This window comes from Klebsiella sp. Q11, from assembly GCF_964241505.1.
GTDB classification, from domain to species: domain Bacteria; phylum Pseudomonadota; class Gammaproteobacteria; order Enterobacterales; family Enterobacteriaceae; genus Klebsiella; species Klebsiella michiganensis.
This window is the reverse complement of sequence record NZ_CAXSXW010000019.1, coordinates 43,106-67,243: the sequence shown is the minus strand read 5'-3', so window position 1 is coordinate 67,243 and position 24,138 is coordinate 43,106. Positions and strand designations below refer to the sequence as shown.

At 56.3% G+C, this 24,138-nt stretch carries 22 protein-coding genes; 12 read left to right on the top strand and 10 right to left on the bottom strand.

Features of this window, described 5'->3' with window-relative positions:
- Position 1: 1 nt before the first annotated feature.
- The 9 genes from ACESQ2_RS24995 to ACESQ2_RS24955 all read left to right on the top strand — a co-directional run bounded on the left by ACESQ2_RS24995 (position 2) and on the right by ACESQ2_RS24955 (position 10,064).
- On the top strand, positions 2–1,726 hold the full coding sequence (locus ACESQ2_RS24995) for a Wzy polymerase domain-containing protein (protein ID WP_373171472.1): 1,725 nt from the start codon (positions 2–4) through the stop codon (positions 1,724–1,726).
- A 170-nt stretch (positions 1,727–1,896) separates the two neighbouring features.
- On the top strand, positions 1,897–2,187 hold the full coding sequence (locus ACESQ2_RS24990; RefSeq protein ID WP_046877879.1) for a hypothetical protein: 291 nt from the start codon (positions 1,897–1,899) through the stop codon (positions 2,185–2,187).
- 197 nt (positions 2,188–2,384) lie between these two features.
- On the top strand, positions 2,385–3,242 hold the full coding sequence (locus ACESQ2_RS24985) for a mechanosensitive ion channel domain-containing protein (RefSeq protein WP_373171470.1): 858 nt from the start codon (positions 2,385–2,387) through the stop codon (positions 3,240–3,242).
- Positions 3,243–3,279: 37 nt separating this feature from the next.
- Entirely contained in the window at positions 3,280–3,528 is a 249-nt protein-coding gene (locus ACESQ2_RS24980) for a YceK/YidQ family lipoprotein (protein WP_373171468.1), read from the top strand.
- 31 nt (positions 3,529–3,559) lie between these two features.
- The gene (locus tag ACESQ2_RS24975) at positions 3,560–4,141 is read left to right on the top strand and encodes a helix-turn-helix transcriptional regulator (protein WP_373171466.1); all 582 of its coding nucleotides are present in this window, start codon (positions 3,560–3,562) and stop codon (positions 4,139–4,141) included.
- A 324-nt stretch (positions 4,142–4,465) separates the two neighbouring features.
- Positions 4,466–5,476: a LacI family DNA-binding transcriptional regulator gene (locus tag ACESQ2_RS24970; RefSeq protein ID WP_046877876.1), complete on the top strand. Its 1,011-nt coding sequence runs from the start codon at positions 4,466–4,468 to the stop codon at positions 5,474–5,476.
- Positions 5,477–5,546: 70 nt separating this feature from the next.
- Positions 5,547–6,968 (top strand): glycoside-pentoside-hexuronide (GPH):cation symporter, encoded by a 1,422-nt coding sequence (locus tag ACESQ2_RS24965; protein ID WP_046877875.1) that lies wholly within the window; start codon positions 5,547–5,549, stop codon positions 6,966–6,968.
- A complete protein-coding gene (locus ACESQ2_RS24960) occupies positions 6,952–8,640 on the top strand; it encodes a glycoside hydrolase family 32 protein (protein ID WP_049079701.1) in 1,689 nt (562 codons plus the stop codon). Before ACESQ2_RS24965 ends, ACESQ2_RS24960 begins: the two co-directional genes overlap by 17 nt.
- Positions 8,641–8,699: 59 nt before the next feature.
- Positions 8,700–10,064: a NosD domain-containing protein gene (locus ACESQ2_RS24955; protein WP_224260741.1), complete on the top strand. Its 1,365-nt coding sequence runs from the start codon at positions 8,700–8,702 to the stop codon at positions 10,062–10,064.
- Positions 10,065–10,118: 54 nt separating this feature from the next.
- Here the strand turns inward: ACESQ2_RS24955 and rhaM are convergent, their stop codons facing one another.
- From rhaM to rhaB, 9 genes are all read right to left on the bottom strand, one after another.
- Positions 10,119–10,433: an L-rhamnose mutarotase gene (gene rhaM, locus ACESQ2_RS24950; RefSeq protein ID WP_009653649.1), complete on the bottom strand. Its 315-nt coding sequence runs from the start codon at positions 10,431–10,433 to the stop codon at positions 10,119–10,121.
- Positions 10,430–11,578 carry a lactaldehyde reductase gene (gene fucO / locus ACESQ2_RS24945; protein WP_373171464.1) on the bottom strand — a complete coding sequence of 383 codons (1,149 nt, stop codon included), beginning with the start codon at positions 11,576–11,578 and terminating at the stop codon, positions 10,430–10,432. Before fucO ends, rhaM begins: the two co-directional genes overlap by 4 nt.
- 114 nt (positions 11,579–11,692) lie before the next feature.
- The gene (locus ACESQ2_RS24940) at positions 11,693–12,697 is read right to left on the bottom strand and encodes an ABC transporter permease (protein ID WP_049069838.1); all 1,005 of its coding nucleotides are present in this window, start codon (positions 12,695–12,697) and stop codon (positions 11,693–11,695) included.
- Positions 12,694–13,698 (bottom strand): ABC transporter permease, encoded by a 1,005-nt coding sequence (locus ACESQ2_RS24935; RefSeq protein ID WP_025106559.1) that lies wholly within the window; start codon positions 13,696–13,698, stop codon positions 12,694–12,696. Before ACESQ2_RS24935 ends, ACESQ2_RS24940 begins: the two co-directional genes overlap by 4 nt.
- Positions 13,698–15,209, bottom strand: a complete 1,512-nt coding sequence (locus ACESQ2_RS24930; RefSeq protein ID WP_373171462.1) for a sugar ABC transporter ATP-binding protein — start codon at positions 15,207–15,209, stop codon at positions 13,698–13,700. The genes ACESQ2_RS24935 and ACESQ2_RS24930 overlap by 1 nt, the downstream gene beginning before the upstream one ends.
- 144 nt (positions 15,210–15,353) lie before the next feature.
- Positions 15,354–16,340: a rhamnose ABC transporter substrate-binding protein gene (rhaS, locus tag ACESQ2_RS24925; protein WP_004127197.1), complete on the bottom strand. Its 987-nt coding sequence runs from the start codon at positions 16,338–16,340 to the stop codon at positions 15,354–15,356.
- Positions 16,341–16,421: 81 nt separating this feature from the next.
- Positions 16,422–17,252 carry a rhamnulose-1-phosphate aldolase gene (gene rhaD, locus ACESQ2_RS24920; RefSeq protein WP_032719438.1) on the bottom strand — a complete coding sequence of 277 codons (831 nt, stop codon included), beginning with the start codon at positions 17,250–17,252 and terminating at the stop codon, positions 16,422–16,424.
- A gap of 137 nt (positions 17,253–17,389) precedes the next feature.
- On the bottom strand, positions 17,390–18,649 hold the full coding sequence (gene rhaA, locus ACESQ2_RS24915; protein WP_025106561.1) for an L-rhamnose isomerase: 1,260 nt from the start codon (positions 18,647–18,649) through the stop codon (positions 17,390–17,392).
- Positions 18,646–20,112 (bottom strand): rhamnulokinase, encoded by a 1,467-nt coding sequence (gene rhaB / locus ACESQ2_RS24910; RefSeq protein WP_085521409.1) that lies wholly within the window; start codon positions 20,110–20,112, stop codon positions 18,646–18,648. Before rhaB ends, rhaA begins: the two co-directional genes overlap by 4 nt.
- Before the next feature lie 311 nt (positions 20,113–20,423).
- On the opposite strand from rhaB, the gene rhaS (ACESQ2_RS24905) reads away from it, so the two are divergent.
- Together rhaS (ACESQ2_RS24905) and rhaR are read left to right on the top strand one after the other, a co-directional pair.
- Positions 20,424–21,260, top strand: a complete 837-nt coding sequence (gene rhaS, locus ACESQ2_RS24905) for an HTH-type transcriptional activator RhaS (RefSeq protein WP_014227422.1) — start codon at positions 20,424–20,426, stop codon at positions 21,258–21,260.
- A gap of 73 nt (positions 21,261–21,333) precedes the next feature.
- Entirely contained in the window at positions 21,334–22,182 is an 849-nt protein-coding gene (gene rhaR / locus ACESQ2_RS24900; RefSeq protein WP_004127212.1) for an HTH-type transcriptional activator RhaR, read from the top strand.
- Positions 22,183–22,187: 5 nt separating this feature from the next.
- Here rhaR and rhaT read toward each other — a convergent pair whose 3' ends face one another.
- Positions 22,188–23,222 carry an L-rhamnose/proton symporter RhaT gene (gene rhaT / locus ACESQ2_RS24895; RefSeq protein ID WP_004107493.1) on the bottom strand — a complete coding sequence of 345 codons (1,035 nt, stop codon included), beginning with the start codon at positions 23,220–23,222 and terminating at the stop codon, positions 22,188–22,190.
- Between the two features lie 291 nt (positions 23,223–23,513).
- Here rhaT and sodA point away from each other — a divergent pair, with 291 nt between their 5' ends.
- Entirely contained in the window at positions 23,514–24,134 is a 621-nt protein-coding gene (gene sodA, locus ACESQ2_RS24890; protein ID WP_004127220.1) for a superoxide dismutase [Mn], read from the top strand.
- The last annotated feature ends 4 nt before the right edge of the window (positions 24,135–24,138 follow it).

Genomic DNA, 24,138 nt, shown 5'->3' with positions numbered 1-24,138 from the left:
GATGCAAACAAAACTCGGGGAGGCGCCGGTAACGGCGGCCTCCCGCTGGCTCCTTATGATGCTGGGGTTGATCCTGCTTGGCGTTATGCATATTGTCCTGCCCAGCACCGGCGGCAGCGGCGCTGATTTACCGGAACCGCTGCTGGTCTGGTGCGTGCTGCTGGTCGCGATGGTCGGCTGCGCCTGGTTTTTGCGGCATCAGAGGCTACGCAGCAGCCCGTTCCTGCGCGGCATGGCGCTGGCGGCGTTCCTGCTGACGCTGCCCCTGCTCTGGAGCCCCTCCGCCGACTGGCGGCTGGATGCCTTCCCGCGCCTGGCGGGCCTGTGGGCGGGCGTGGTGTTTTATTATCTGCTGCTGAACTGCCGGCTCACGCCGCGTCAGCAGCAGACCGTACTGTGGCTGATCGTTGCCGCTACCCTGATTCAGGCGGCCTACGCGCTGGTGGGTATCGGCCATCCGGCGTGGCTGCCGCTGCCGGCGCAGGCGGCGCAGCGCCAGGCCGGTCAGTTCGCGATCGGCGTTTTTCTGCAACGCAACGTCACCGGCTCCTTTATTGCCACCGGCGCCGCGGTGCTGCTGTGGCTGGCGGCCGACGCCCGCTTTGTCTGCCGCAGCGTCGCGAGGGAGAGATATCGGCAGTGGGGAAGCGGGCTCGGGCTCGGGCTGCTCTACGCTACGCTGACCCTGCTGAAGTCCCGCACCGGATGGCTGGGCGGCGTGGTCTGCTGGCTGATGATGGTGACCATTTTTTGCTTCTCGCCGTTACGCCGCTCCGCCGCGCGCGGGGCCCGCTGGCGTGTCGTACTGGCGCCGGTGGCCGGCGTGCTGCTGGGGCTTGCCCTGCTATCGGTCTCGTTACTCAACGCCCTGCATGAACATGACGGCTCGAATCTTGAGCGAGTTTTTATTCTGCAGCAGACCTGGAAAATGATACTGCAGCATCCGATCGTCGGCTGGGGCTACGGGGGATACGCCTGGTCCTTTGCCCATTTCGTGGCCGATAGCGTCCCGCCGTTGTCCCGTCGGGTCCCGGGGTTAACCTATCCGCATAATGACCTTCTGTTCTGGTGGGTCGAGGGCGGAGCGGTCGCCCTGCTCGGGCTGCTGGTGCTGGGCGTTAGCGGATTCTGGCTACTGCTGCGCCGTCCCGGCGTACGGCAGCTGGCGCTGCTGGCCTGCCTGATGCCCATTTTGCTGCACACGCAGCTGGAGTATCCGCTGTATCAATCGCCGATACACTGGTTGTTCGTTCTTATCCTGGTCAACCTGGCCGATCGCTGTCCAACCGGCGAACAGGCGCCGCTGTCCACATTCACCGCGCCCTCCACGCGGCCGGTGCCCTGCGCGCTGATGATCCTGGCCTGCTACGGCGCGCTGCTCACCGGCTGCGCTTTCTGGCAGGGGCACTACCTGACCGCTTTTCAGCAGTCGCCGCAGCGTTTTGCCAGCCGCGTACTGCGGCTGCATGACATCGGCATCGGCAGCGAAAGGCTGCGTAAAGATCGGGCTCTCAGCTATATCATCCGCTATCAGTCGAGCGCTAACGTGGAGGATCTGGAGGCTTTCAACCAGCTCGGAAGGCGCTGGATTGCGGTGTGGAACGATGCCGATATGTACAACAATCTTATTAACGTCGAGCGGTATCTTGGGCAACAGAAAAATGCCCGGGCTTTGCTCGAGGAGGCCCGGCGGCTCTATCCTGAAGACCGGCGTTTTTCATCGTAGCCACGATGCCTGTTATGATCCCGGGCTCAGCGTCGCAGAGGCAGCTGAGCCTTTTTACGTATATTGCCGGTCGGGGCTAAAAAAGCATTGATCGAATATAATTAGCGGTGTAATTATCTCCTGTGGTTTGAAATTGATTTCAAAAATACCCAACACAGGAGTGTTACCCCATGGACGCACGTCAATGCACTGCCGCAGCGGCTTTACTTCTCGCCTGCACTTCTTCTTTTTGCTACGCCGGCCATACCGGAAAAGTCCGCTTCATTGGCACCGTTGTGGAGTCGGGATGCTGGAACAAGCCCGGCCAAAATGAATTATTCTGTTATCGCGATAAGACCGTTTCTCATTATTCCGCGGCGCACGTCAGCAGCGTTTCGCTGGATGTCAGTAATGCCGTGGTGCAAAAAACATTTCTTGATAAACAAAAGCAGCTTGAGCAGTTAACGATTAATTACTATTAAGTTTAATGACATTTAAATATCTTCAGCTCATCGGGTTGAAGATATTTATCTCGTCGGAAAATTAAGATGTTAGCAAGAAATTACATAATTTTATTATTCTTACAATCTACGACCACTTTATCGCTGCGAATTTATTGAATCACCACATATTCCTCTATACTATTCCTTATATGTTTTACGCAGAAAAGAAATAATATATGGCTAAGGTGGTTTTATTTCCGCAGATCGCTTCGTCGCTGGAGTGGTTAGAAGGGCATGGTGACACGATTCTTCAGTATGGCTGGAACGTGATTGCCGCTTGTTTTCTCTTTTTTATCGGCCGGGTTGTCTCAACTTTATTATCTAAAGGTATCGAGAAAATACTTCTGCGGCGCAGGGTAGATATTACCGTTATCCATTTCTTTGCCGCCCTGGTGCGCTATATCACGCTGGCGTTTGCGGCCATTGCCGCGCTTGGCCGTTTAGGAATAGAAACGTCCTCAATTATTGCGGTCATCGGCGCGGCGGGGCTGGCGGTGGGGCTTGCGCTGCAGGGATCGCTATCAAATTTTGCCGCTGGCGTACTGTTAGTGACGCTACGTCCTTTCCAGGCCGGAAACCTGGTGCAGATCGGCGCCATTACTGGAGTGGTAGAAACCGTACATATATTTTCTACCACCTTGCTCACCGCGGATAATAAAGATGTGGTGATCCCGAACGGCAAAATTATCGCTGACAGCATCGTTAACTATTCGCGCCATCCCTTCCGGCGTATCGATTTGATGATTAGCGTCGGCTACGATAGCCGGATTGCGGAAGTAAAGCGCGTTATTCTGGCGGTCATCGATGCTGACAGACGCATCGATCGGCAGCGTGACACCACCGTTCGTCTGGCCGAACTTGGCGCCTCGTCACTTAATTTTACCGTGCGCGTGTGGGTGAAAAACGCCCATTACTGGGATACCTATTACGATCTGCTGGAGAATATTAAAGAGGCGCTGGACGAACATCATATTGCGATTCCTTATCCGCAGATGGATATTCGCGTGGCCGGCACGGTACCGACGTTATCCTGATGGCTGAGATGATATGAATCCGAAAGCGATGGGTTGTATGGCTGTCTGTTTTCTGCTGACGGGCTGCGGCAGCGTCATGGGAAGAACCACTCTGGCGGAGGGCGAAACGTGGTATCCAGGGGTTAAAACGGATATCGCGGTGATCCGCGGTGACAGCGAGTATGATTATAATTATCTTCAGGGAACATTATGGACCCTGGATACGCCGCTGTCGTTTATTGGTGATACGCTGATGCTGCCGATTGATTATTTTCACGGCCCGTGGTCAATTCACTCCGCAAAATAAAAAATATATTATAAGATGGTGTTTATTCATTATGAGTTCTATTTTACATGTGGCCGTAATGTCACCAAATCGTTATTTCTGTTTGGGACTGAATAGCCTGCATGAACAAAAGGCGATGCCCGCTATTCAGCTGCACTTTTGTCACGATCTGAAGTCTTTAAAAGCATTAATGGAGAGCGCTACGCTCTCCGGCGTGCTAATGGAGACGTTTGGTGAAGGAGAAAACATCTACGATGCGTTTGTTTTTGGCGATTATCTAAAAAAGCAGGCCAGGGACATCGCCGTGTTTGTTTTTCGCTCATTCTGGAGCAATCTTTCTGATTTGCCGCACTATGCGCGCTATCATGTTTCCTCAACTGAAGATGAAATATGGCAATATTTTACACTGATACTGAAGGGCTACCATTGTAATAATTATATCTCCCGCTGGGAGGCCCTGCTGGCCCATAAAGAGTATCAAGTTATCAGGATGCTGTGCTGCGGAAAGCAGTATCATCACATCGGGAAATCACTGGGTATTACGATTAAAACCGTGAGCACGCATAAAATCAAAGCGCTGAAAAAACTCGGCGCGCCCAGCATGTCATCTTTAATTCTACAATTTAAACGCTAATGGTCGCGCGCCGCAGGCTGCCGTGACCGGGCGTGCGTACGGCTATTCGCGGATTCCCTTATGCTGCGCATTTATCGCGTCAGCCAACGCCATCCCGCAGCAATAGCATAATCTCTTATTCTCCCTTCCTGTATTCTGCTTTCCTGTTGATGGTGTCCGTAATATATTCTCGCCAGGTTTTAATAAAAATCCATAATAGAGCAATGAAATTGCGAAGGCTCAACGTGATTCCATGTAACAAAGCAACATGTGAACTGGCTTACATTTTCAACCGCGCTCGCCATTTATAGTGAGCGCCAGTGTTAGAGGGCGTAATCAATCATCATGGCATCCATTAAAGACGTAGCGAAAAGAGCTGGGGTCTCGACGGCGACCGTGTCGCGAGTGCTCAACAATCATCCCAGCGTCGTGCCGGAAACGCGGCAGGCGGTGCGTGATGCGATGGATTATCTCTGCTATGTCCCCAGCAAGAGTTCGTTTCAGCTTAGCGGGAAATGTTCAGGGCTGATTGGTGTGGTTTTGCCTAATCTGGTGAATCCTCACTTCTGTGAACTGTTGGCGACGGTGGAAGAAGAGGCCCGGTATATCGGCAAATCGGTGATCGTTAAAACGCATCAGAATCAGCCGCAGCAGGATAAACATATTATTCAGACCTTAGTGGGCATGGGCATTGACAGCTTGCTATGGGTGCCGACAGAAGCAGAAGCCGAACTTTCAGAATGGTTAAGCATTACCCGGATCCCGGTCGCCGTTGTCACCCAGGTGTCCCGGTTCTTCAATTCCGTATCGATTAACCAGGATCGGGGGGCGGAAAGTATTGCGGAACATTTTATTCATACGGGCCATCTTTCATTTGGCTTTGTTGCCCAGGAAGGGGTGGATAGCCGTAAGGTCTCGTCGTACAGCAAAAAAATAGCGAGTCACGGTTTAAAGCTTGCTAGAGATAATTCGTTCTGGATAGCCAAAGGCGAGGGTGAAAAGATATCAGGCCATATTAGTATTCTTGATGACATTATCGAGAAACTCAGCGAGCCGACGCGAACCTGTACCTGTCTGTTAGTGTATAACGACATTGCGGCAAACTATATTATCGATGGGCTAAAAGAAAAGAGCATCTCCGTTCCTGAAGATATTGCGATTGCCAGCTTTGATAATACCCTGCTGGCGCAAACTAAAAAAATCACCAGCGTTGCACAGCCGGTAAATGAAATTGCTCACCTCGCGTTTCAGATGGTGAAACATCAACAGCAGCCGGACAGTATTGAAATGCACGAAATTGTCTCGCGGTTAATTATCCGTGAGAGCAGCGTAAAAATTAATATTACTTCCCTGTAAGGGATTTATGTTTAGAAATGGCGCGACAATTTGCGCCATGGGCTCCTTTTAACAAAAAATAGGTATATTTATGTCTGCTACCGCAATGGAAAAGCCAGGCGCTTATGAAAAGCTGGGGCTGAGGGAGAAGATCGGCTACGGCATGGGTGACGCTGGTTCAGGAATGATATGGAGCGTACTGGCGCTCTATCTGACGTGGTTTTATACCGATGTATATGGCCTGAACGCCGGGGTGGTGGGCACATTATTCCTGGTTATCCGCATCTTTGACGCTTTTAGCGATCCGCTGATGGGGGCCATCTGCGACCGCACCGTCTCGCGCTGGGGTAAATTCCGCCCATGGTTATTATGGATGGCGTTTCCGTTTGGTCTGGGCGCGGTACTGATGTTCACGACCCCAGAGCTCAGCATGAACGGCAAGATTATCTATGCCTGGGTTACCTATCTGGTCATGTCGCTGATTTATACCGCGATTAATATTCCCTATTGCTCGGTCGGCGGCGTCATTACGCTCAATCAGAAAGAGCGCATGGGCTGCCTGTCGTGGCGCTTTTTCCTTAATGGCCTGGCAACATTAATTATCTCCTCCTCTATTCTGCCGTTAACGGACTGGCTGGGTAACGGCGATCGTGCGTCCGGTTTCCAGCTAACCATGATCATTATGGGTGGTGCGGCAACGCTGATGTTCCTGTTCTGCTTTTCCAGCATTAAAGAGCGGGTGGTGTCGGTTAAGCAAAACGAGTCGTTGAAGAAAGACCTGCGGGATATTATCAAAAACGATCAGTGGCTCTTGATGATCACTATTACCTTCCTGAACGTTTTCCCGGCATTTATCCGCGGCGGCGTCACTATCTATTATGCTACTTACGTCATGAAAGAGTCGGTCGGATTTATTACCTTCTTTATGGCGCTGGGCGTGGCCTGTAATATGCTGGGCAGCGTGCTTGCCAAACCGCTGACCGATCGCTTTGATAAGCTGGCGCTGTTCCGCATTATTAATATTATTCTCGGCATTCTCTCATTTGCGCTGTGGTTTGTTGATCCGCAATCCCTGACCCCGCTGATGACGCTATTCATCATTATTAACGTTCTGCATTTAATTCAGTCTGGTCCCATTTTGTGGGCAATGATGTCCGATGTCGATGACTACGGCGACTGGAAATTTGGTAAACGCCTGACCGGCATCTCCTTCGCGGGAAACCTGTTTATGCTCAAAATGGGGCTGGCGGTCGCCGGCGCTATCGTCGCCTGGATTCTGGCGTTTACCGGCTATGTCGCGAATGAGCCGCAGCAAAATTCGCAGACCATTCAAGGCATTATCATGATGTTCTCACTGCTGCCGATGGTGAGTTATTTCATCAGCGCGTATCTGGTGCGCTACTTCAAGCTGAATAACGCGTTCCTTGAGAAAATCAAAACGGATCTTGCAAAACGTGAGCTGGAAAAAGGTCGCGGTCAACCACAGGAGGTTCAGGATGTCCCTGTCATTTAATATTAAACAAGGTCAGCGCATTGATTTGTGGCTGAAAGCGTCCGAACCGGCGGCGCAACCCCTGTTTTCTATTCGCGTGAACGGTCAGGTTGTATTTAAGATTCAGGAGGCGCCGCGCTACTTCCAGTATTTTACCTGGACCTCGTTTCAGGACGGCGTTGCCACCCTGGAGTGGCTGCCGGAATATAGCGAGATATCGCTTTGTTACACCTGGCATCCGGATTCACTGCGCGCGCGCGGCGTTACCTTTATCGCGACAGCCGGGCAGGATTTGCGCCTGATGAGCGGTCAGGATATTGCTGACGAGTATCTGCGGGAGCCGCTGCGTCCGGCATTGCATTTCTCGCCCCGTACCGGCTGGATGAACGACCCTAACGGGCTGCACTACAAGAACGGCGAGTGGCATCTGTTTTACCAGTATCATCCGCACTCCAGCCAATGGGGCCCCATGCACTGGAATCATGCGGTGAGCCGCGATCTGTATCACTGGCGGCATTATCCAGTTTTCCTCCAGCCAGAGCAGAATCTTTCGGCGCTGGGCGCGACGGGCGGCGCGTTTTCCGGCAGCGCGTATATTGATAAACAAGGAAAAACCCGCTTCTGGTATACCGAACGGCTCCCGGCTTACGATCTGTATCGCGGCTACCGGGAAGTGCAGAAAATGGCCGTTGCGCACGACGACTACGATAAGCCGGAATGGGTGAAAACCGTCTTAACCGACCTGCCTGCGGGCGTGGACTGCGATTTCCGCGATCCAAAAGTGTGGTACGAAGAGGCCGATGCCACTTTTTATATGATCCTCGGCGCGTCGGTAAACGGCGATCCGGCGATGCTGCTCTTTCACTCTGCGGATAGTGAACGCTGGACGTTCCATCATGTGCTGTATGTCGCTCCCGGCTATTTTCGCGAAAACGGCGGTCGCTGCGTCGAATGCCCGGATTTCTTCTGCCTGGATGGCGTATGGGTATTAATTATCGGCGTCGTTGGCTATACGGAGCCGACAACCGGGCGGCATAATTTGCTTTTTGCCCAGACCGGTACTTTCCGGAACGGCTATTTCACGCCGTCCGAGCAGCCGCTACAGACTTTAGATTTCGGTACGGATTTCTACGCCCTGCAAACCTGGGGCGAGGACGACCGAAGAATCGGCTTTGCCTGGTTATATAACTGGGCGACCCAGAAACCGGTGGATTCCGCTTACTCGGGGGAAATGTCGCTCCCGCGTCGCTTTCATCTCAATGCGCAGCAGCGGCTATGCATGATGCCGGAGCTGCCGCCGGAATCATTGGTCGTCAGCCGCCATGCGCTGGATGACGGTGATATCTGGGTTAATGAGAAAGGCTGTAAAGCCGGCATTGTAACCTTTATGCCTGCCGGTGGTTTCCGTTTGACGTTAACGGGCGATAGCGGTCAGCAAATCATCCTCGAACAGGAGGGTAAAAATCTGACGCTATATGAAAAAGGCCGGGACGATGGGCGTTACCGCGCGCCGGTGGCCGGCGTCAGCGACGTCACCCTGTGTTTTGATGCCGGGATTGTTGAGGTCTTCGCAAATCAGGGCAGCGTATGCGGTACGCGACGCTATTACTCATGCAGTCAGCTCACCCGGATCCAGCTCTCCGGCGCGCCGGCACAGCTTACGCAATATCGCTCGACGTATTCGCAGGAATAAGCAAAGTCAAATTTAAGCGTTGATGTTCGATTTCTTATTATCATTAGAGGCGGTTTTTCATGGTACGTAAAAATTATTATGATGTTACGCAGTGGCACGTCGGCAACCCGTATGAGGATATTGGCGAAGTCATTAACAGTATTCTCGCCGATATTAAATCCAGGCAAACGGAAACCGATATTAACGACGGGGGTAAACCGGGCGCCGCGATTTATATTCCGCCCGGCGATTATCATCTGAAGACGCAGGTCTTAATTGATATCAGTTATTTAAAAGTTATGGGTTCCGGGCATGGTTTTGTCTCCTCGAGCATTCGCTTTAATACGCCGGCGGACGAGTGGGCGAATTTGCACGATATATGGCCGGGCGGGAGCCGTATCCTGGTCGATCTCTGCCCGCAGCCCGGCGATGAAGAACACGCTGGCGCTGCATTTTACGTGAAACGCAGCGGGGCGCCGCGTATCAGTTCGGTGGCGTTCGAAAACTTCTGTATTGATGGTCTGCACTTTGTTGATGATGGGCTGGGAAACAACGACCCGGAAAATAGCTATACGAACGGCAAAACCGGCATTTATATCGCCAGCGCGCAGGACGCTTTCCGCATTACCGGGATGGGATTTATCTATCTGGAGCATGGCCTCACCGCGTACAATAGCGACGCGATGGCAATTCATAATAACTTTATCGCCGAATGCGGTAACTGTATCGAGCTGCGTGGCGCCGGGCAGGCTTCAAAAATAACCGATAACCTGATTGGCGCGGGCTACAAAGGCTATTCTATTTATGCCGAAAATTTTGGTGGGCTATTAATTTCTACCAACAATATCTTCCCGCGCGGCGCAAGCAGCGTTCATTTATCTGGCGTGGTTCGTTCTTCCATTACCAGCAATCGATTCCATTCATTTTATCCGGGAATGCTCGTTCTCGAGAACAACTGTGCGGAGAATCTGATCTCAGCAAACCATTTCTTGCGCGATCGTGAACCCTGGCCGCCGATGCAGGCCTATGATAACGGCCTGGATGATGCCTATGGCTTGCTGCATATAAACGGCAGTAATAATTCGGTTATTGCCAATCATATTTCCGAAACGATTGATGTCCAGTATCTCAAGCCGCTGGGAATAAAACCGGTCATCATCCGGCTTGTTTCCGGCAAAGGGAATTATATTGCGAATAACCATATCGTGGCGACCACGGAGACGTCAGCGGCGCAGGCGCAGTCCTCCGAAGAGGATGCCTGCTTTGCGGCGCAGGTCAGCGCTTTGCTGACGACGGCCAGGTTAAAAGAGCTCGATGCGGTTGCCGTGCAGGTAGAAAAAGAATCCGCGCAAAACACGATACTGGATAGCGGAAGCGACGATCGGGTGCTGATGGACAGGGCGGTAAACGCCTTCAGGGCCACGCCCGTTCCCGGAACGATTTAACGCTCTTCGATCTGAAGCGGTGGCCCCGCTAAACGCAGCGGGGCCGTTATGGATTTAATCGAGATAAAACACCTCTTTAAGCTCCGCGCTTACTGGACTGTTGTCCGGATTGGCAGGCATCACATCGCGCATATGCTGCCACCAGCGCTGGCACACCTCGGTCCCGGCGACGGCGTCCCAGCGCGCTTCGGATTCAATCTCCACCGTGGCAAACAGCAGATGGCGCTCTTTATCGAGATAAATCGCGTAGTGGTGCGCGCCGTGGGCTTTCAGCACCGCTTCCAGTTCCGGCCAGATGGGGTTATGACGGCGCTGATACTCTTCATGCGCGTCCGGGTTTACCTGCATCACGAAAGCTTTGCGGATCATAATGCCTCCAGATAGAGTTCGCGGACTTCATCGCGGCTGGCGGTGCGCGGATTGCACGGTGCGCACGGGTCGGCCAGCGCTTTATCCAGCCAGCCTTCAATATCGGCTTTGCTGACGCCAAGCTGGCTGAAGCCTTGCGGAATGCCGACGCGTTTGCTTAGCGCGCGGATGGCGTTGATGGCCTCCATGCTGGCCGCTTCATCGCTTATACCGCGAGTATCGACGCCCATCGCCTGCGCCACGCGCGCGAAGCGGGCAACCGCGTTCGGCCGGTTAAAGTTTTCGATGATCGGCAGCAGGATGGCGTTGCATACGCCGTGCGGCAGGTTGTGGGTAGCGCCCGGCTGATGGGCCAGCGCGTGCACCAGGCCGAGACCGGCGCTGTTAAACGCCATGCCCGCCAGATACTGGCCAAACGCCATCTGCTCGCGGGCTTCAAGATTGTGTCCGTCGTCCACGGCTTGCGGCAGCCACAGGGTGATCAGGCGAATCGCTTCCAGGGCATTGGCATCGGTCAGCGGGTGCGCGCCCACGGAAACAAAGGCTTCAACGGCGTGGGTCAGCGCGTCCATGCCGGTGGCGGCGGTAATGGACGGCGGGATATCCAGCATCACGCTGGCGTCATCGACGGCGATATCGGGAATGATATTGGGGTCGATAATCACCTCTTTTACCTGGCGCTCGGCGTCGATAATAACCGCGTTGCTGGTCATCTCCGCCGCGGTGCCGGCGGTCGTGTTGATGGCCACCAGCGGCACGCCGGCGTTTTTCACTTTGCCGACGCCGGAGTAGGCGGTCGATGGCCCCGGGTTGGCGGTGAGGATTTTTATCGCTTTGGCGGTATCAATCGGGCTGCCGCCGCCGAAGGCGATAAGGTAATCACACCCGGCCTCCCGATACGCCGCGTAGCCTTTTTGCACCAGCGCTTCCGTTGGGTTAGGGAACACCTCGTCAAACAGATGGTAAGACATCTGCTGTTCATCCAGGGCGGTAAACAGGCTGTCGAGCAGCCCCAGCTTCACCAGCTGGCCGTCGGTGACGATCAGCGCTTTGCCCCAGCGCTTACCCGCCACCAGCTTGACCATATCGCCGATTGCGCCCGCGCCGTGGAGGCTGATTTTGGGCAGTGCCAACATAAAACTCATGATAATTCTCCTTAATGTTGATTTGGGTAATCCGTTTCCCTTCACCCGCCCCCGGGTCGCGGCTGGCGCCTTACCCGGGCTACACGTACCGGTCAGATTAGGGTGAAGGGGAAATTAAATTCGTCTTCGCAGCATCATCCGCCGGGTAATAATCGGTAGCGAGATCACCACGATCAGCATCGCGCCGATGATGATCGACATCACGATCCCCGGCACGTTGAGCAGGCTCAGGCCAAACGTCACCAGCCCCATCAGGAAGGCGGCGATAATCACCCCCACCATGCTGCCGGAGCCGCCGAGAATATTGACGCCGCCGAGCACCGCCATCGTGACGACCGCCAGCTCCCAGCCCATCGCCAGCGTCGGGCGGGTGCTGCCGAGCCTTGAGGTCAGCAGGACCGCCGCCAGCCCGGCCATCAGCCCGACCAGCGCGAACAGCACCAGATTGTGGCGCTTGACGTTGATCCCGGAGAACCAGGCTCCGGTCGGGTTATTGCCGATGGCGTAGGTCCGGCGGCCAAAGTTGGTTTTATGCAGCAGGAAGGTAAAGGCGGCGGCGAGGAGGATAAACAGCGCGAACTCAAAAGAGAGCGCCCCCCACACGTAGCCCTGGCCGAACCAGGCGAAGCTGTCCGGGTAGTGATTGAGCGCCTTGTCGCCCAGCAGAATGTAGGTTATTCCGCGATACAGGCTCATGGTGCCGATGGTGATCACAATCGACGACAGGTTAAAGCGCGTCACCAGGATACCGTTGAACAGGCCGCACAGCAGCCCCACGCCCAGCCCGACGGCCACCAGCAGCGGCGTATCCATACCCGCCGCCGCGCAGAAGCCCATCGCCGTTGAGCTCAGCGCCATCGTCGAGGCTACCGAAAGGTCGATCTCTCTGGCGATAATCAGCATCGCCATCGGCAGCACGATGATCGCTTTTTCGGTAAAGTTAAACGTGGCGTCCGACAGGTTCCAGATATTAAGGAACCAGGGTGACGCCAGGGCGTTAACCGCGAATACCGCCAGGGTTACCGCCAGCAGAAACCCTTCCCAGCACAGCAAGCGGCGCAGCGGGGACGGCGCGGCCGGGGCGCTTTTCATCTCTTCAGACATCATTATTTTGCTCATGATTTCACCGCCTGTTTCTGCCGCGCCAGCGCCGCGTTGCGCAGGATTAATCGTCCGCTACCTTTATTACCGCGTTCGTTAAGCAGCACCGCAATGACGATCACCGCGCCGGAAATGGCCATTTGCCAGAACGGCGAAATGCCAATCACCGGCAGCGCGTTATTGATAACGCCGAGGAACAGCGCGCCGCACAGGCAGCCGAGCACGCGACCGGTTCCGCCCATGGTGCTGATGCCGCCGATGACGCAGGCGGCGACCACCTGCAGTTCAAAACCGTTGGCGACATCGACATAGGCGACGGCGAAGCGCGAGATCCACAGATAGCCGCAGAACCCGGCCAGCGCGCCGGAGAGGCAGAAGCTGACAAACTGCATTTTCCCGGCGTTAATCCCGGTGTAGTACGCCGCCGTCGCGTTGCCGCCCGCGGTGTACAAGGCCCGGCCGGTGCGGCTGTAGCGGAGGAAATAGCCCACCAGCAGCAGCGCGGCGATGGCGCACCAGCTCAGCAGCGGCAGCCCCAGCAGCGAGGCGCGCGGCAGGCCGAGAAAATCGGCGCTCATCTGGTGCGAGTTAACCCAGCCGCCGTCGGAAAGCAGGAAGATAATCCCGCGATAAATACTCATGGTGCCCAGCGTGACCACGATGGCCGGAATGCCGAGCCGCCAGACCAGCAGGCCGTTAATCATCCCCATCAGCAGGCCAAGCAGGGTCGCCAGCGCCAGCAGCGCCGCCACCGGGATACCCGGATAGTGGGCGTTGAGCAGCGCGACGATCATCCCGGTCAGCGCCAGATTGGCGGCCATCGACAGATCGATGCCTTTGGTGAGCAGTACCATCATCTGGCCGAGGGCGAGGACGATCAGAATGGCGGTGTCGTTAAACATCTCCACCAGATTGCCCGGCGAGACGAACGACGGCGCCCGGCTGCCGATAGCGCCGATCAGCAAAACGATCACCGCCGCCAGCAGCGCTTCGCGGTGTTTAAGCAACTGTTTACCCATTACGCTGCCTCCCGACCGGCGCCGCTGGCAGCGCTGACGATGGTTTCCGCCGTCGCTTCACCGGCGCGATACTCGGCCACCATCAGCCCTTCGTGCATCACGATAATCCGGTCGGCCATGCCCATCACTTCCGGCAGCTCCGAAGAGACCATAATGACCGCCAGCCCCTGGCTGACCAGCTCGGACATAAACTGGTGCACCGCCGCTTTGGAGCCGATATCGATGCCTTTGGTCGGTTCGTCGAGGATAATCACCTCGGGATGGGTCGCCAGCCATTTGCCGATCACCACTTTTTGCTGATTGCCGCCGGAAAGGGTTTCCACCGCCAGCCGCCAGCTAAAGGCCTTAACCTGCAGGCGCGAGGCGTACTCGTCCGCCAGCCGCCATTCGCGGGCGTCGTTAAGCACGCCGCCGGGGTTCAGTTTGCTGAGCTGCGGCAGGCTGATGTTCTGGGCGATCGGCAGGGCGATAATTGCTCCCTGCTTCTGCCGCTCTTCCGGCACGCAGACGATACCGGCGCCGATCGCGTCGGCCGGCTGGCGAAAGCGCATCGGTTTTCCCTTCAGCACGATATCGCCGGAAGAGGGATGCGAGACTCCGGAGAGCGCCTGCATCAGCTCGGTGCGCCCGGCGCCCACCAGCCCGTAAAAGCCAAGGATCTCCCCTTTGCGCAGGCTGAAGCTGATATGGGCGAACTCGGTGGGGTGGCAGAGGTCTTTCACCTCCAGCACCGTTTCCCCTGGGATACAATCGACTTTCGGGTAGGTTTGGGTAATCGCGCGGCCCACCATCATCGCCACCATCCGCTCTTCGGTGATGTCGTTGATCGCACCGGAGCTGACGTACACGCCGTCGCGCAGAATGGTGTAGTAGTCCGCCAGCTCGAAAATCTCATCGAACTTATGCGAAATAAACAGGATCGCTTTGCCGTCCTGCTTCAAGCGCTCAACGATCTGATAAAACTCCAGAATTTCATGCTGCGAGAGCGCGGCGGTCGGCTCATCGAGGATTACCACCTGAGCTTCAAAGGAGAGCGCCCGGGCGATGGCGACCATATGGCGCTGGGCGATACTGAGGGTTTTCAGCGTCGCGCGCGGGTCAATCTGTACCTCGAGGCGGGTGAGAATTTCGCTGGCTTTGCGGTGCATGGCGGGCCAGTCGAGCTTCTTCAGCAGGCCGCGATGCAGATACTGGCCGACAAAGATATTTTCGGTGACCGAGAGTTCGTCGAACAGCACGGTTTCCTGATGAATCGCGGTGATCCCGACCTTATGCGCCGACTCCGGGTTCGGCAGTTGGATAGGGATCGCTTTATAGAGAATCTCGCCCTCTTCGGGCTGATAAATGCCGGTCATCACTTTGACCAGCGTCGATTTCCCCGCGCCGTTTTCGCCGATTAAAGCGGTCACTTTGCCGGGCCAGAGATCGAGCTGTACGTTTTCAAGGGCGCGCACACCGGGAAAAATCTTGGTGATGCCCTTCAGCGACAGCAGTGGGGTGGATGCTGACATGATAGTTCTCCGTAAAATCACCCCTCACCCTAACCCTCTCCCCAAAGGGGCGAGGGAACCGTTCAGTGCTCGCTGGCAGCAGTGCGCAGAGGGCCTGACTTTCTCCCTCTCTTTTTGGAAGAGGGCCGGAGTGAGGAAACAGGGTTAGAAAATTTTCGAGAACTTATCGATGTTGCTCGCATCGTAGACGAACGGTTCGGCCATCGCGCCGCTACCGTCGGCGTCCAGCTTCACTTTGCCCAGCTTGCCCATATTGGCTTCGGTTTTGGTCGCCGTGCCTTTGACTAAATCGTCGGCCAGATACGTGGCGGCGTAGCCAAGGTCAATCGGGTTCCAGATGGCGAAGCTTTTGCTGGCGCCGGACTTAATCGCCCCCGCCATTTCCGACGGCAGCCCCAGCCCGGTGACGTAGACCTTGCCAATTTTTCCCTGATCTTTCACCGCCTGCGCGGCGGCCACGATCCCCACCGACGAAGGCGAAACAATCACTTTCAGGTCAGGGTATGACTTCAGCAGGCCCACCGCTTCGCGGTAGCTTTTATCCGACAGATCGTCACCGTAGGCCACGGTCACCAGATTGACGGACGGATACTGCGGCAGCACCTTTTTCATCTCCTCAATCCAGATGTTCTGGTTGGTGGAGGTTGGGGTGGCGCTTAAAATCGCCACATCGCCTTTTTCCACGTTCAGCGCCTTCAGCGCATCGGCGGCGAGCTTAACGTTGGTTTCGCCAATCAGCGCGTTATTGGACGGGTTAAGATGGATCTGGCGGCCCGCCGGCGCGACGCCGGAGTCCCAGGAGACCACCTTAATGCCGCGCTGCATCGCTTTTTTCAGTACCGGCACCACGGCGTCGGGATCGTTAGCGGAAATGGCGATCGCATCCACCCCCTGGGCGATCAAACCATTCAGCACTTCGATCTGCGCTTCGGCGGTGGTGGTGGTCGGGCCGGTATAGATCACTTTGACATCGCCTAACTCTTTGGCCGCTTCCTGCGCGCCGACGTTCGCTGCTTCGAAGAATCCATTTCCCAATGATTTCGCCACGAGGGCGATTTTGACTTCGGCTAAAGCGGAACCGGACAACGCCAGGATGGCAACGGTGAGGATCAAGCTTGTGTTTGTTTTCATTGCTTTTACTCCACATGAGTTAGTTTGTAGGGTTTGCAGGTGATTTTTTCGCCCCGTCTCGGTGAGCGGGGCGCGATGTTGTTATGGATAAAGGTCTAACGCGGACTGCAGGGGTTGAACGTTGAAGCGTTTGCCAAGGGCGACCAGCTCTTCGCGGGTGATGGTTTGTTTCATCCCGCCCATTGAGTAAACTTTCACCAGCACCTCGGCGGATTTCTCAGCGGTATCGATCAGGCCGAAAGTTTCGTCCAGATTGGGGCCGCTGCCGAAAACGCCGTGGAACGGCCACAGCACCAGCGAGTGTTTCTGCATCGCCTCGGCGGTGGCCTGGCCGATTTCGTCGGTGCCCGGCACCATCCACGGCAGGATGCCGACGCCGTCCGGGAAGACCACCAGGCATTCGGTACTCCCTTCCCACAGCTTGCGGGTAAACAGATCGCTGTTGTTCTCCAGCACGTAGGTCAGGGCGATCAGATTGGTGGCGTGGCAGTGCATGATCACCCGGTCTTTACCGTTGGTCAGCCGGATGCGCTCGCTGTGCGACAGGAAGTGCGCCGGCAGCTCGGATGTTGGCACCGCATCGTTGGTCAGGCCCCAAAGAATATGGTATCCCGCGCCGTCGCTGTCGACTTTCACCACCCCGAGGTTCGCCGCCGGGTCGAGCTGGACGTTACGGAAGAATTTACCGGAACCGGTGACGATAAACGGCTGGTTAGCCAGCGTCGGCATCGGCTGGCTCAGGGCGATATAGCGCGGTTTGGCGTGGAAATCCGCCGCGTAGGGTTCGATATCCGCTTCGTCGAGGCGCAGCGTCAGGTTGCCGCCGTTGCGCTCGTCCCAGCCTTTCAGCCAGGCGTCAGAAGTGGCTTTAATCATGCCCTGGACGAACCAGGCGTCGATAATGGTCTGCATAGTCTTGTCTTTCCTGTTGATTCGGCGCGGGGTTGGCCCCTCGCCCTGAATATGTGCGAGCCCCCGGATTGCGCCGTAAACGGCTTATCCGGGCTACCGGTTTGTAGCCCGGCCGCGACCCGGGGAACGTCCGGGTTTTACCCGCGCTGGCTCAGAACCGCATTCTCATAAGCGCGTACGTTATCCAGCCACTGGCTGCCTGCCGGCGTATCGTGACGCTGACAGTACATCTCCCAGATGGCCTGCCACGGCAGGCACTTCTGCTCTTCCAGCAGCGCCAGACGGGCGGTGTAGTCGCCGTCGACTTCCAGCTGACGCAGCTGGGCGGTCGGTTCCAGCAGGGCGCGCAGCAGGGCTTTCTTCATATTGCGCGTGCCAATCACCCACGCCGCGATGCGGTTAATCGAAGCGTCGAAGAAATCGAGACCGATATGCACGCGGTCGAACAGATCGTGACGGATGATTTCGCTGGCGATGGCCTGGGTTTCGTCATCCAGCAGCACCACGTGGTCGCTGTCCCAGCGTACCGGACGGCTGACGTGCAGCAGCAGGCGCGGGATATAGAGCATGGCGGCGGAGATTTTGTCGGAGATGACCTCCGTCGGGTGGAAGTGGCCGGCATCCAGGCACAGGGCGGTCTGGCGGCTGGTGGCGTAGCCCATATAGAACTCATTGGAGCCGACGGTGTAGCTTTCCGCGCCGATACCGAACAGTTTGCTCTCGACGGCATCAATGTGGTGCGCCGGGTCCAGCTTCTCGCTGATCACTTCATCGAGCGCGTTCAGCAGGCGCTGGCGCGGCGCGAAGCGGTCAACGGTAATATCCTTCATGCCGTCCGGGATCCAGATATTCATTACCGACGGCGTGCCCAGCTGCTCGCCGAAGTAAGCGGAAATACGGCGGCTGGCCTTGCAGTGATCGATCCAGAACTGGCGGATTTCATCGTTGGCGTGCGACAGCGTAAAGCCGTCAGCGCTCAGCGGATGCGAGAAGCAGGAGGGGTTAAAATCGAGCCCCAGCTTGTTGGCTTTCGCCCACTCAACCCAGTTTTTAAAGTGCTCCGGCTTAATTTCATTGCGCGGCACCGGCGCGTCGGATTCGAGATAGAGCGCGTGCAGGTTCAGGCGTTTTGGCCCGGGGATCAGGCTCAGCGCCTGCTCAAGGTCGGCGCGCAGCTCGCTGGCGTTACGCGCTTTACCCGGGTAGTTGCCGGTGGCCTGAATACCGCCGGTCAGGCTTCCTTCCGGGTTTTCGAAACCGACGACGTCATCGCCCTGCCAGCAGTGCATGGAAACGGGCAGGCGATCCAGCTGGCGCAAGGCCTCCTCGACGTCCACGCCGACGCTGGCGTAGCGCTGTTTGGCAATTTCCCAGGCTTGTTCAAGTTGAGTGGTCATGCGCAAAGCTCCTTGGTCTGTTGTGGCTGAAACTGCGCGACGAAGCGGGCAATTTCACTTTCAGGATTGGGGGTAAAGGTGGTGAGGGCGTAGTTTTGCCGCACCACCTGACGGAATTCATCGACGTTGTGCAGCTCGTCCAGGGTCATCAGCTGAATGCCGATATTGCCCAGGGTGGAGGCCTCAATCGGGCCGGCGGTCACGGTGATGCCGCAGGCGTCGGCGCACAGCTGGTTGAGCAGTTCGTTCTGGCAGCCGCCGCCGACAATATGCAGCTGGCTGAACGGCTGACCGCGCAGCGCCGCCAGCTCGTTAAGCACCCGGGCATAGAGCAGCGCCAGGCTGTCAAAAATACAGCGCGCCAGCTCGGCGTCGGTATCGGGAACCGGCTGCCCGGCTTCGCGGCAGGCGGCCTGGATTTCCGCGCTCATGTTGTCCGGGTTGATAAAGCGGTCATCGTTGCAGTCAATGACGAAGCGGCAGGCCGGAAGCGCAGCGGTACGCGCGATCAGCGCCGGCAGGTCGCCGACGTTTTGCTCCTTGAGCACCCGCTGCAGCAGCCACAGGCCCATAATATTTTTCAGCACCCGATAGCGGCCTTCGGCACCGCCTTCGTTGGTGATATTGGCCCTTAGCGCCGCATCGCTGGTGCAGGGGGTTTTGCTTTCAAAGCCCATCAGCGACCAGGTGCCGGAAGAGAGATACGCGGCGTTTTTGCTGGCCAGCGGCGAGGCGATAACCGCGCTGGCGGTATCGTGGCTGGCGACGGCGACCACCGGGATGTTATTGCCCTGCGGGCAAATCCAGTGGCCAATAACGTTGCCGGGATGGGTCGGCGTACCGAACCATTCGCGCGGCGCGCCGCTCCAGTTCAGCAGATCTTCGTCCCAGCTATCGCTGTTGATGTTGACCAGCTGCGTGGTGGTGGCGTTGGTGTATTCCCAGTTCATGTTGCCGGTCAGGCGGAAGCTAAAGTAGTCCGGGATCAGCAGCGCGTGCGCGGCCTGGCTGACCAGCTCCGGCTGCTGTTCAACCAGCGCGCGCAGCTGATAAAGGGTATTAAACGGCAGAAACTGAATACCGCTGCGGCGGTAGATCTCCGCCCGGCCCAGCTGCTCTTCGGCATGGCGCATCAGGCCCTGGGTGCGGGAGTCGCGATAGGAAACCGGCAGGCCGACGCGCTGACCCGCTTTATCCAGCAGGACATAATCCACGCCCCAGGTATCGATGCCGATGCTGTCGATCAGGATGCCCTGTTCGCAGACCTTCTCCAGACCGCGGCGAATTTCCCCTTCCAGGCTATCGAGATCCCAGCAGTCGAAGCCATCCACCTTTTGCAGGCTATTGGTAAAACGGTGAATTTCACGCAGCGCCAGCGTTTGCTGGCCGGGCTGATAACCGGCGAGCATCACCCGCCCGCTGGAGGCGCCTAAATCGACGGCGACACAATGACGAAAACTCATGGGAAGATCCTTGTGAAAATCATTGCATACAGTCTAAAAAAGTCGCGTCGGGCTCACCTTCTTGTTACTGACAGGGAAAATTGGCCGCTGGCAAGAAAGCAAAGGTGACCGTGAGGGAGGTCACAGTTTCGTTTTCTCCGCGCTGGGGTGAGGGATGTGATGTTGTCCGCAGTTCCCGATCTTTCCCGTCATTTCTTGAAAAAGCGGCAGGCTTTACGAATTTTGCGGTCAAAAATTGAAGGCCGGATCGCCGACCCTTAATTACTATTTGCTCCACTGATTGATAACTTTTCTCATCTCGAGGAGCGGCTATGACTATGTTGCACAGTGTGGATTTCTTTAAGTCCGGCGTTTCAGCTGTCGCCATTGAGCCGCGGCTCCCGCAATCCGCTTTTCCTGAGCATCACCATGATTTTCATGAGATTGTTATTGTGGAGCACGGCACCGGGATTCACGTTTTCAACGGCCAGCCCTACACCATCAGCGGCGGCTCGGTCTGCTTTATCCGCGATCACGATCGCCATCTCTACGAGCACACGGATAATTTATGCCTGACTAACGTGCTCTATCGCGCGCCGGACGCGTTTCGCTTTTTGTCCGGCCTGAACGCGCTGTTGCCGCAGGAGCAGGAAGGGAACTACCTCTCGCACTGGCGGGTGAATCAGAATGCGTTGCAGCAGGTGCGCCAGATTGTGGAGCAGATGGAGAACGTTGGCGCGGATGCGGATATGCACGCCATCGCCAGCCGCGAGATTTTATTTATGCAGCTGCTGGTGCACCTGCGTAAAAGCAGCCTCGCCGAAGGGGCCGCCAACAACGACGCGCGGCTCAACCATTTAATGGCCTGGCTGGAAGACCATTTTGCCGAAGATATCTGCTGGGAAGAGGTGGCGGCGCGCTTTTCGCTCTCCTTGCGAACCCTGCACCGTCAGTTAAAACAGCAAACCGGGCTGACGCCGCAGCGCTATCTGAATCGGGTGCGGTTGATGAAAGCGCGCCATCTGCTGCGCCATAGCGATGACAGCGTGACCGATATCGCCTATCGCTGCGGATTCGGCGACAGTAACCACTTTTCGACGCTTTTCCGCCGCGAGTTTGACTGGTCTCCGCGCGATATTCGCCAGGGGCGCGACGCCATTCTTCAGTAACGGGAGAGCAGTCAACGTTTTGACAGACATAAACGCGAATAATGAAACGTTATTCGCGTCCGGAGTTGATGTCGTGGCAGGTCAGCTGATTCTTCGCAAAGATGAATTTTTTGCCTCTCCCGCTCAGGCGGTGGCGGTGGCGGATCGCTATCCGCAAAACGTCTTCGCCGAGCACACCCATGAGTTCTGCGAACTGGTGCTGGTGTGGCGGGGTAACGGCCTGCACGTCCTGAACGATCGCCCGTGGCGCATTACCCGCGGCGATCTGTTCTATATCCGCGCGGAAGATAAACACTCCTACGCCTCGGTGAACGATCTCGTCCTGCAAAACGTCATTTATTGCCCGGACCGGCTGCGGCTTAACTTTGACTGGGCGGCGCACATTCCCGGCCTGTTCGGCACCCCGTGGGTTCCGCACTGGCGGATTGGCAGCAGCGGCATGGCTCAGGTCAGGCAGGTGATTACCCAGCTGGAGCATGAAAGCAGCCGCAGCGATGCGCAGGCCAATAATATGGCCGAACTGCTGTTTGCGCAGCTGGCGCTTATTCTTCAGCGCTATCGCTACGCCACCGATAATCTGGCGGCAACCCAAAGCGAAGCGCTGCTCGATAAGCTGCTCACCGAGCTGGCGGGCAGCCTCAATCGTCCTTTCTTTCTTGACCGTTTTTGCGAGCGCGAAGGGTGCAGCGAACGCGCGCTGCGCCAGCAGTTTCGTCAGCAGACGGGGATGACCATCAACCACTACCTGCGCCAGCTGCGCATCTGTCACGCGCAGTATCTGCTGCAGCATACCGAACGGCTGATTGGCGAAGTGGCGATGCAGTGCGGGTTTGAAGACAGCAACTACTTTTCGGTGGTGTTTAACCGCGAGATAGGCATGACGCCGGGGCAGTGGCGGCAGCGCAGTCGCACCGCCGCCTGACGACGCTAGTTCGCCATTCCCAGACCAACGATATTGGCGGCGATAATAATCACCACGCAGCCGAGGCTGAGGACGCCCACCGGACGACGACCGGCGTTGTTCCACTCTTTCAGTATCAGACCCACCAGGCCGCCGCACAGCACGTAGAAGCTCATATGCAGCATCCAGCTCATGTAGTCGTACTGCGCCGGAATGCTGGCGTGGCCCCAGGCGTAGAAAAAGAACTGCAGATACCACATCAGGCCGCCTAACGCCGAAAGCAGGATATTGCTGATGATGAGCGGTTTTGCCAGCGAGAAGTCGGCTTTTATCGACAGGTTTTTTACTTTTGCCAGACGGATAAAGCAGAAGCCGAGGTTGACCAGCGCGCCGCCGCCCATGATCACCACATAGCTTGGCAGCGCGGTGTAGAGCGGATCAACGCCGAGCGCGGCGGCGGCTTCATGCATCGGCTTGGCGGCGTTCATGGCGAACGACATACCGGCCGAGAAGATGCCGCACATCACCGCCAGCAGCAGCCCCTTTTTCAGGTTGAAGTCTTCGGCTTTGATGCCCATTTTGCGCTCTTTCAGCTGGCCTGCGCGGGTGACGATACCCACGCCAATCACCGCGACCAGCACGCCGAGCAGCGTCATCTGGCCGCCTTTAGTGTTAATGAGAACATCAAACTGACCGTTAAGAATCGGCGTCATTAACGTGCCGACAATCAGCGTGATACCAATGGCGATGCCGATCCCCATCGACATCCCCAGGTAACGCATCGTCAGGCCGTAGTTGATATTACCGATACCCCACATGGCGCCGAACAGGAAAACGGGCAGCAGAGTGGAGGCGTTAAAAGAGCCGTAATAGGCCCAGAAATCGGGCAGCAGCATGGCGCTGATGGCCCAGGGGAGGATCAGCCAGGAGACAATACCGCCGATAGACCACATGGTTTCCCAGGACCAATGTTTAACTTTCTTGAACGGGGCATAGAAACAGGCTGCACTGGCTGCACCTATCAAATGCCAAAAAATACCCATCGTAATCGCGTGATTCATTGATTTTATCCTCATCTATTTTTTATCGGATAAATCTTCTTCCGACCCGATGAGTGTAAAAATCGGTCAGTTTTTCCGCCTTTAAGCTGTTGCCACCCGAAGCCTGAACCTGGCAACCAAAAACTTAATTAGTTGTTCTGTATCACAAAACGACATCTATTACCCGTTGTTATAACCTTATTAAAAATACGGCATTGATAAGCGTTTTCAATATCATTTAATTAACTATAATGAACCAACTGCTTACGCGGCATTAACACTTTCCGCCGCTCGACAATAATGGAGATGATTATGAGTTATACACTGCCTGCCCTGCCGTACGCTTATGACGCCCTGGAACCGCATTTTGACAAGCAGACGATGGAAATCCATCACACTAAACACCACCAGACCTACGTAAATAACGCTAACGCAGCGCTGGAAAGCCTGCCTGAATTCGCGAGCCTGTCCGCAGAAGAGCTGATTACCAAACTGGATCAGCTGCCGGCAGACAAAAAAACCGTGCTGCGTAACAACGCAGGCGGCCACGCTAACCACAGCCTGTTCTGGAAAGGCCTGAAAACCGGTACCACCCTGCAGGGCGACCTGAAAGCGGCTATCGAGCGTGATTTCGGTTCCGTTGACAACTTCAAAGCGGAATTTGAAAAAGCGGCTGCTACCCGTTTCGGCTCCGGCTGGGCGTGGCTGGTGCTGAAAGGCGACAAGCTGGCGGTGGTTTCAACCGCTAACCAGGACTCCCCGCTGATGGGCGAAGCGATCTCCGGCGCTTCCGGCTTCCCGATTATCGGCCTGGACGTGTGGGAACACGCTTACTACCTGAAATTCCAGAACCGCCGCCCGGACTACATCAAAGCGTTCTGGGACGTGGTGAACTGGGACGAAGCCGCAGCGCGTTTTGCCGCCAAAAAATAAGGTT

What these genes read in the sequence shown, in the direction of transcription:
- ACESQ2_RS24935 (WP_025106559.1), bottom strand. Translation starts at nt 13,698, where the DNA reads ATGGGTAAACAGTTGCTTAAACACCGCGAAGCGCTGCTGGCGGCGGTG.
- ACESQ2_RS24995 (WP_373171472.1), top strand. Translation starts at nt 2, where the DNA reads ATGCAAACAAAACTCGGGGAGGCGCCGGTAACGGCGGCCTCCCGCTGG.
- rhaS (WP_004127197.1), bottom strand. Translation starts at nt 16,340, where the DNA reads ATGAAAACAAACACAAGCTTGATCCTCACCGTTGCCATCCTGGCGTTG.
- rhaM (WP_009653649.1), bottom strand. Translation starts at nt 10,433, where the DNA reads ATGATCCGCAAAGCTTTCGTGATGCAGGTAAACCCGGACGCGCATGAA.
- rhaS (WP_014227422.1), top strand. Translation starts at nt 20,424, where the DNA reads ATGACTATGTTGCACAGTGTGGATTTCTTTAAGTCCGGCGTTTCAGCT.
- rhaD (WP_032719438.1), bottom strand. Translation starts at nt 17,252, where the DNA reads ATGCAGACCATTATCGACGCCTGGTTCGTCCAGGGCATGATTAAAGCC.
- rhaA (WP_025106561.1), bottom strand. Translation starts at nt 18,649, where the DNA reads ATGACCACTCAACTTGAACAAGCCTGGGAAATTGCCAAACAGCGCTAC.
- ACESQ2_RS24980 (WP_373171468.1), top strand. Translation starts at nt 3,280, where the DNA reads ATGGCTGTCTGTTTTCTGCTGACGGGCTGCGGCAGCGTCATGGGAAGA.
- ACESQ2_RS24970 (WP_046877876.1), top strand. Translation starts at nt 4,466, where the DNA reads ATGGCATCCATTAAAGACGTAGCGAAAAGAGCTGGGGTCTCGACGGCG.
- rhaB (WP_085521409.1), bottom strand. Translation starts at nt 20,112, where the DNA reads ATGAGTTTTCGTCATTGTGTCGCCGTCGATTTAGGCGCCTCCAGCGGG.
- ACESQ2_RS24955 (WP_224260741.1), top strand. Translation starts at nt 8,700, where the DNA reads ATGGTACGTAAAAATTATTATGATGTTACGCAGTGGCACGTCGGCAAC.
- ACESQ2_RS24975 (WP_373171466.1), top strand. Translation starts at nt 3,560, where the DNA reads ATGAGTTCTATTTTACATGTGGCCGTAATGTCACCAAATCGTTATTTC.
- ACESQ2_RS24940 (WP_049069838.1), bottom strand. Translation starts at nt 12,697, where the DNA reads ATGAGCAAAATAATGATGTCTGAAGAGATGAAAAGCGCCCCGGCCGCG.
- ACESQ2_RS24990 (WP_046877879.1), top strand. Translation starts at nt 1,897, where the DNA reads ATGGACGCACGTCAATGCACTGCCGCAGCGGCTTTACTTCTCGCCTGC.
- rhaT (WP_004107493.1), bottom strand. Translation starts at nt 23,222, where the DNA reads ATGAATCACGCGATTACGATGGGTATTTTTTGGCATTTGATAGGTGCA.
- sodA (WP_004127220.1), top strand. Translation starts at nt 23,514, where the DNA reads ATGAGTTATACACTGCCTGCCCTGCCGTACGCTTATGACGCCCTGGAA.
- ACESQ2_RS24960 (WP_049079701.1), top strand. Translation starts at nt 6,952, where the DNA reads ATGTCCCTGTCATTTAATATTAAACAAGGTCAGCGCATTGATTTGTGG.
- ACESQ2_RS24930 (WP_373171462.1), bottom strand. Translation starts at nt 15,209, where the DNA reads ATGTCAGCATCCACCCCACTGCTGTCGCTGAAGGGCATCACCAAGATT.
- fucO (WP_373171464.1), bottom strand. Translation starts at nt 11,578, where the DNA reads ATGAGTTTTATGTTGGCACTGCCCAAAATCAGCCTCCACGGCGCGGGC.
- ACESQ2_RS24985 (WP_373171470.1), top strand. Translation starts at nt 2,385, where the DNA reads ATGGCTAAGGTGGTTTTATTTCCGCAGATCGCTTCGTCGCTGGAGTGG.
- ACESQ2_RS24965 (WP_046877875.1), top strand. Translation starts at nt 5,547, where the DNA reads ATGTCTGCTACCGCAATGGAAAAGCCAGGCGCTTATGAAAAGCTGGGG.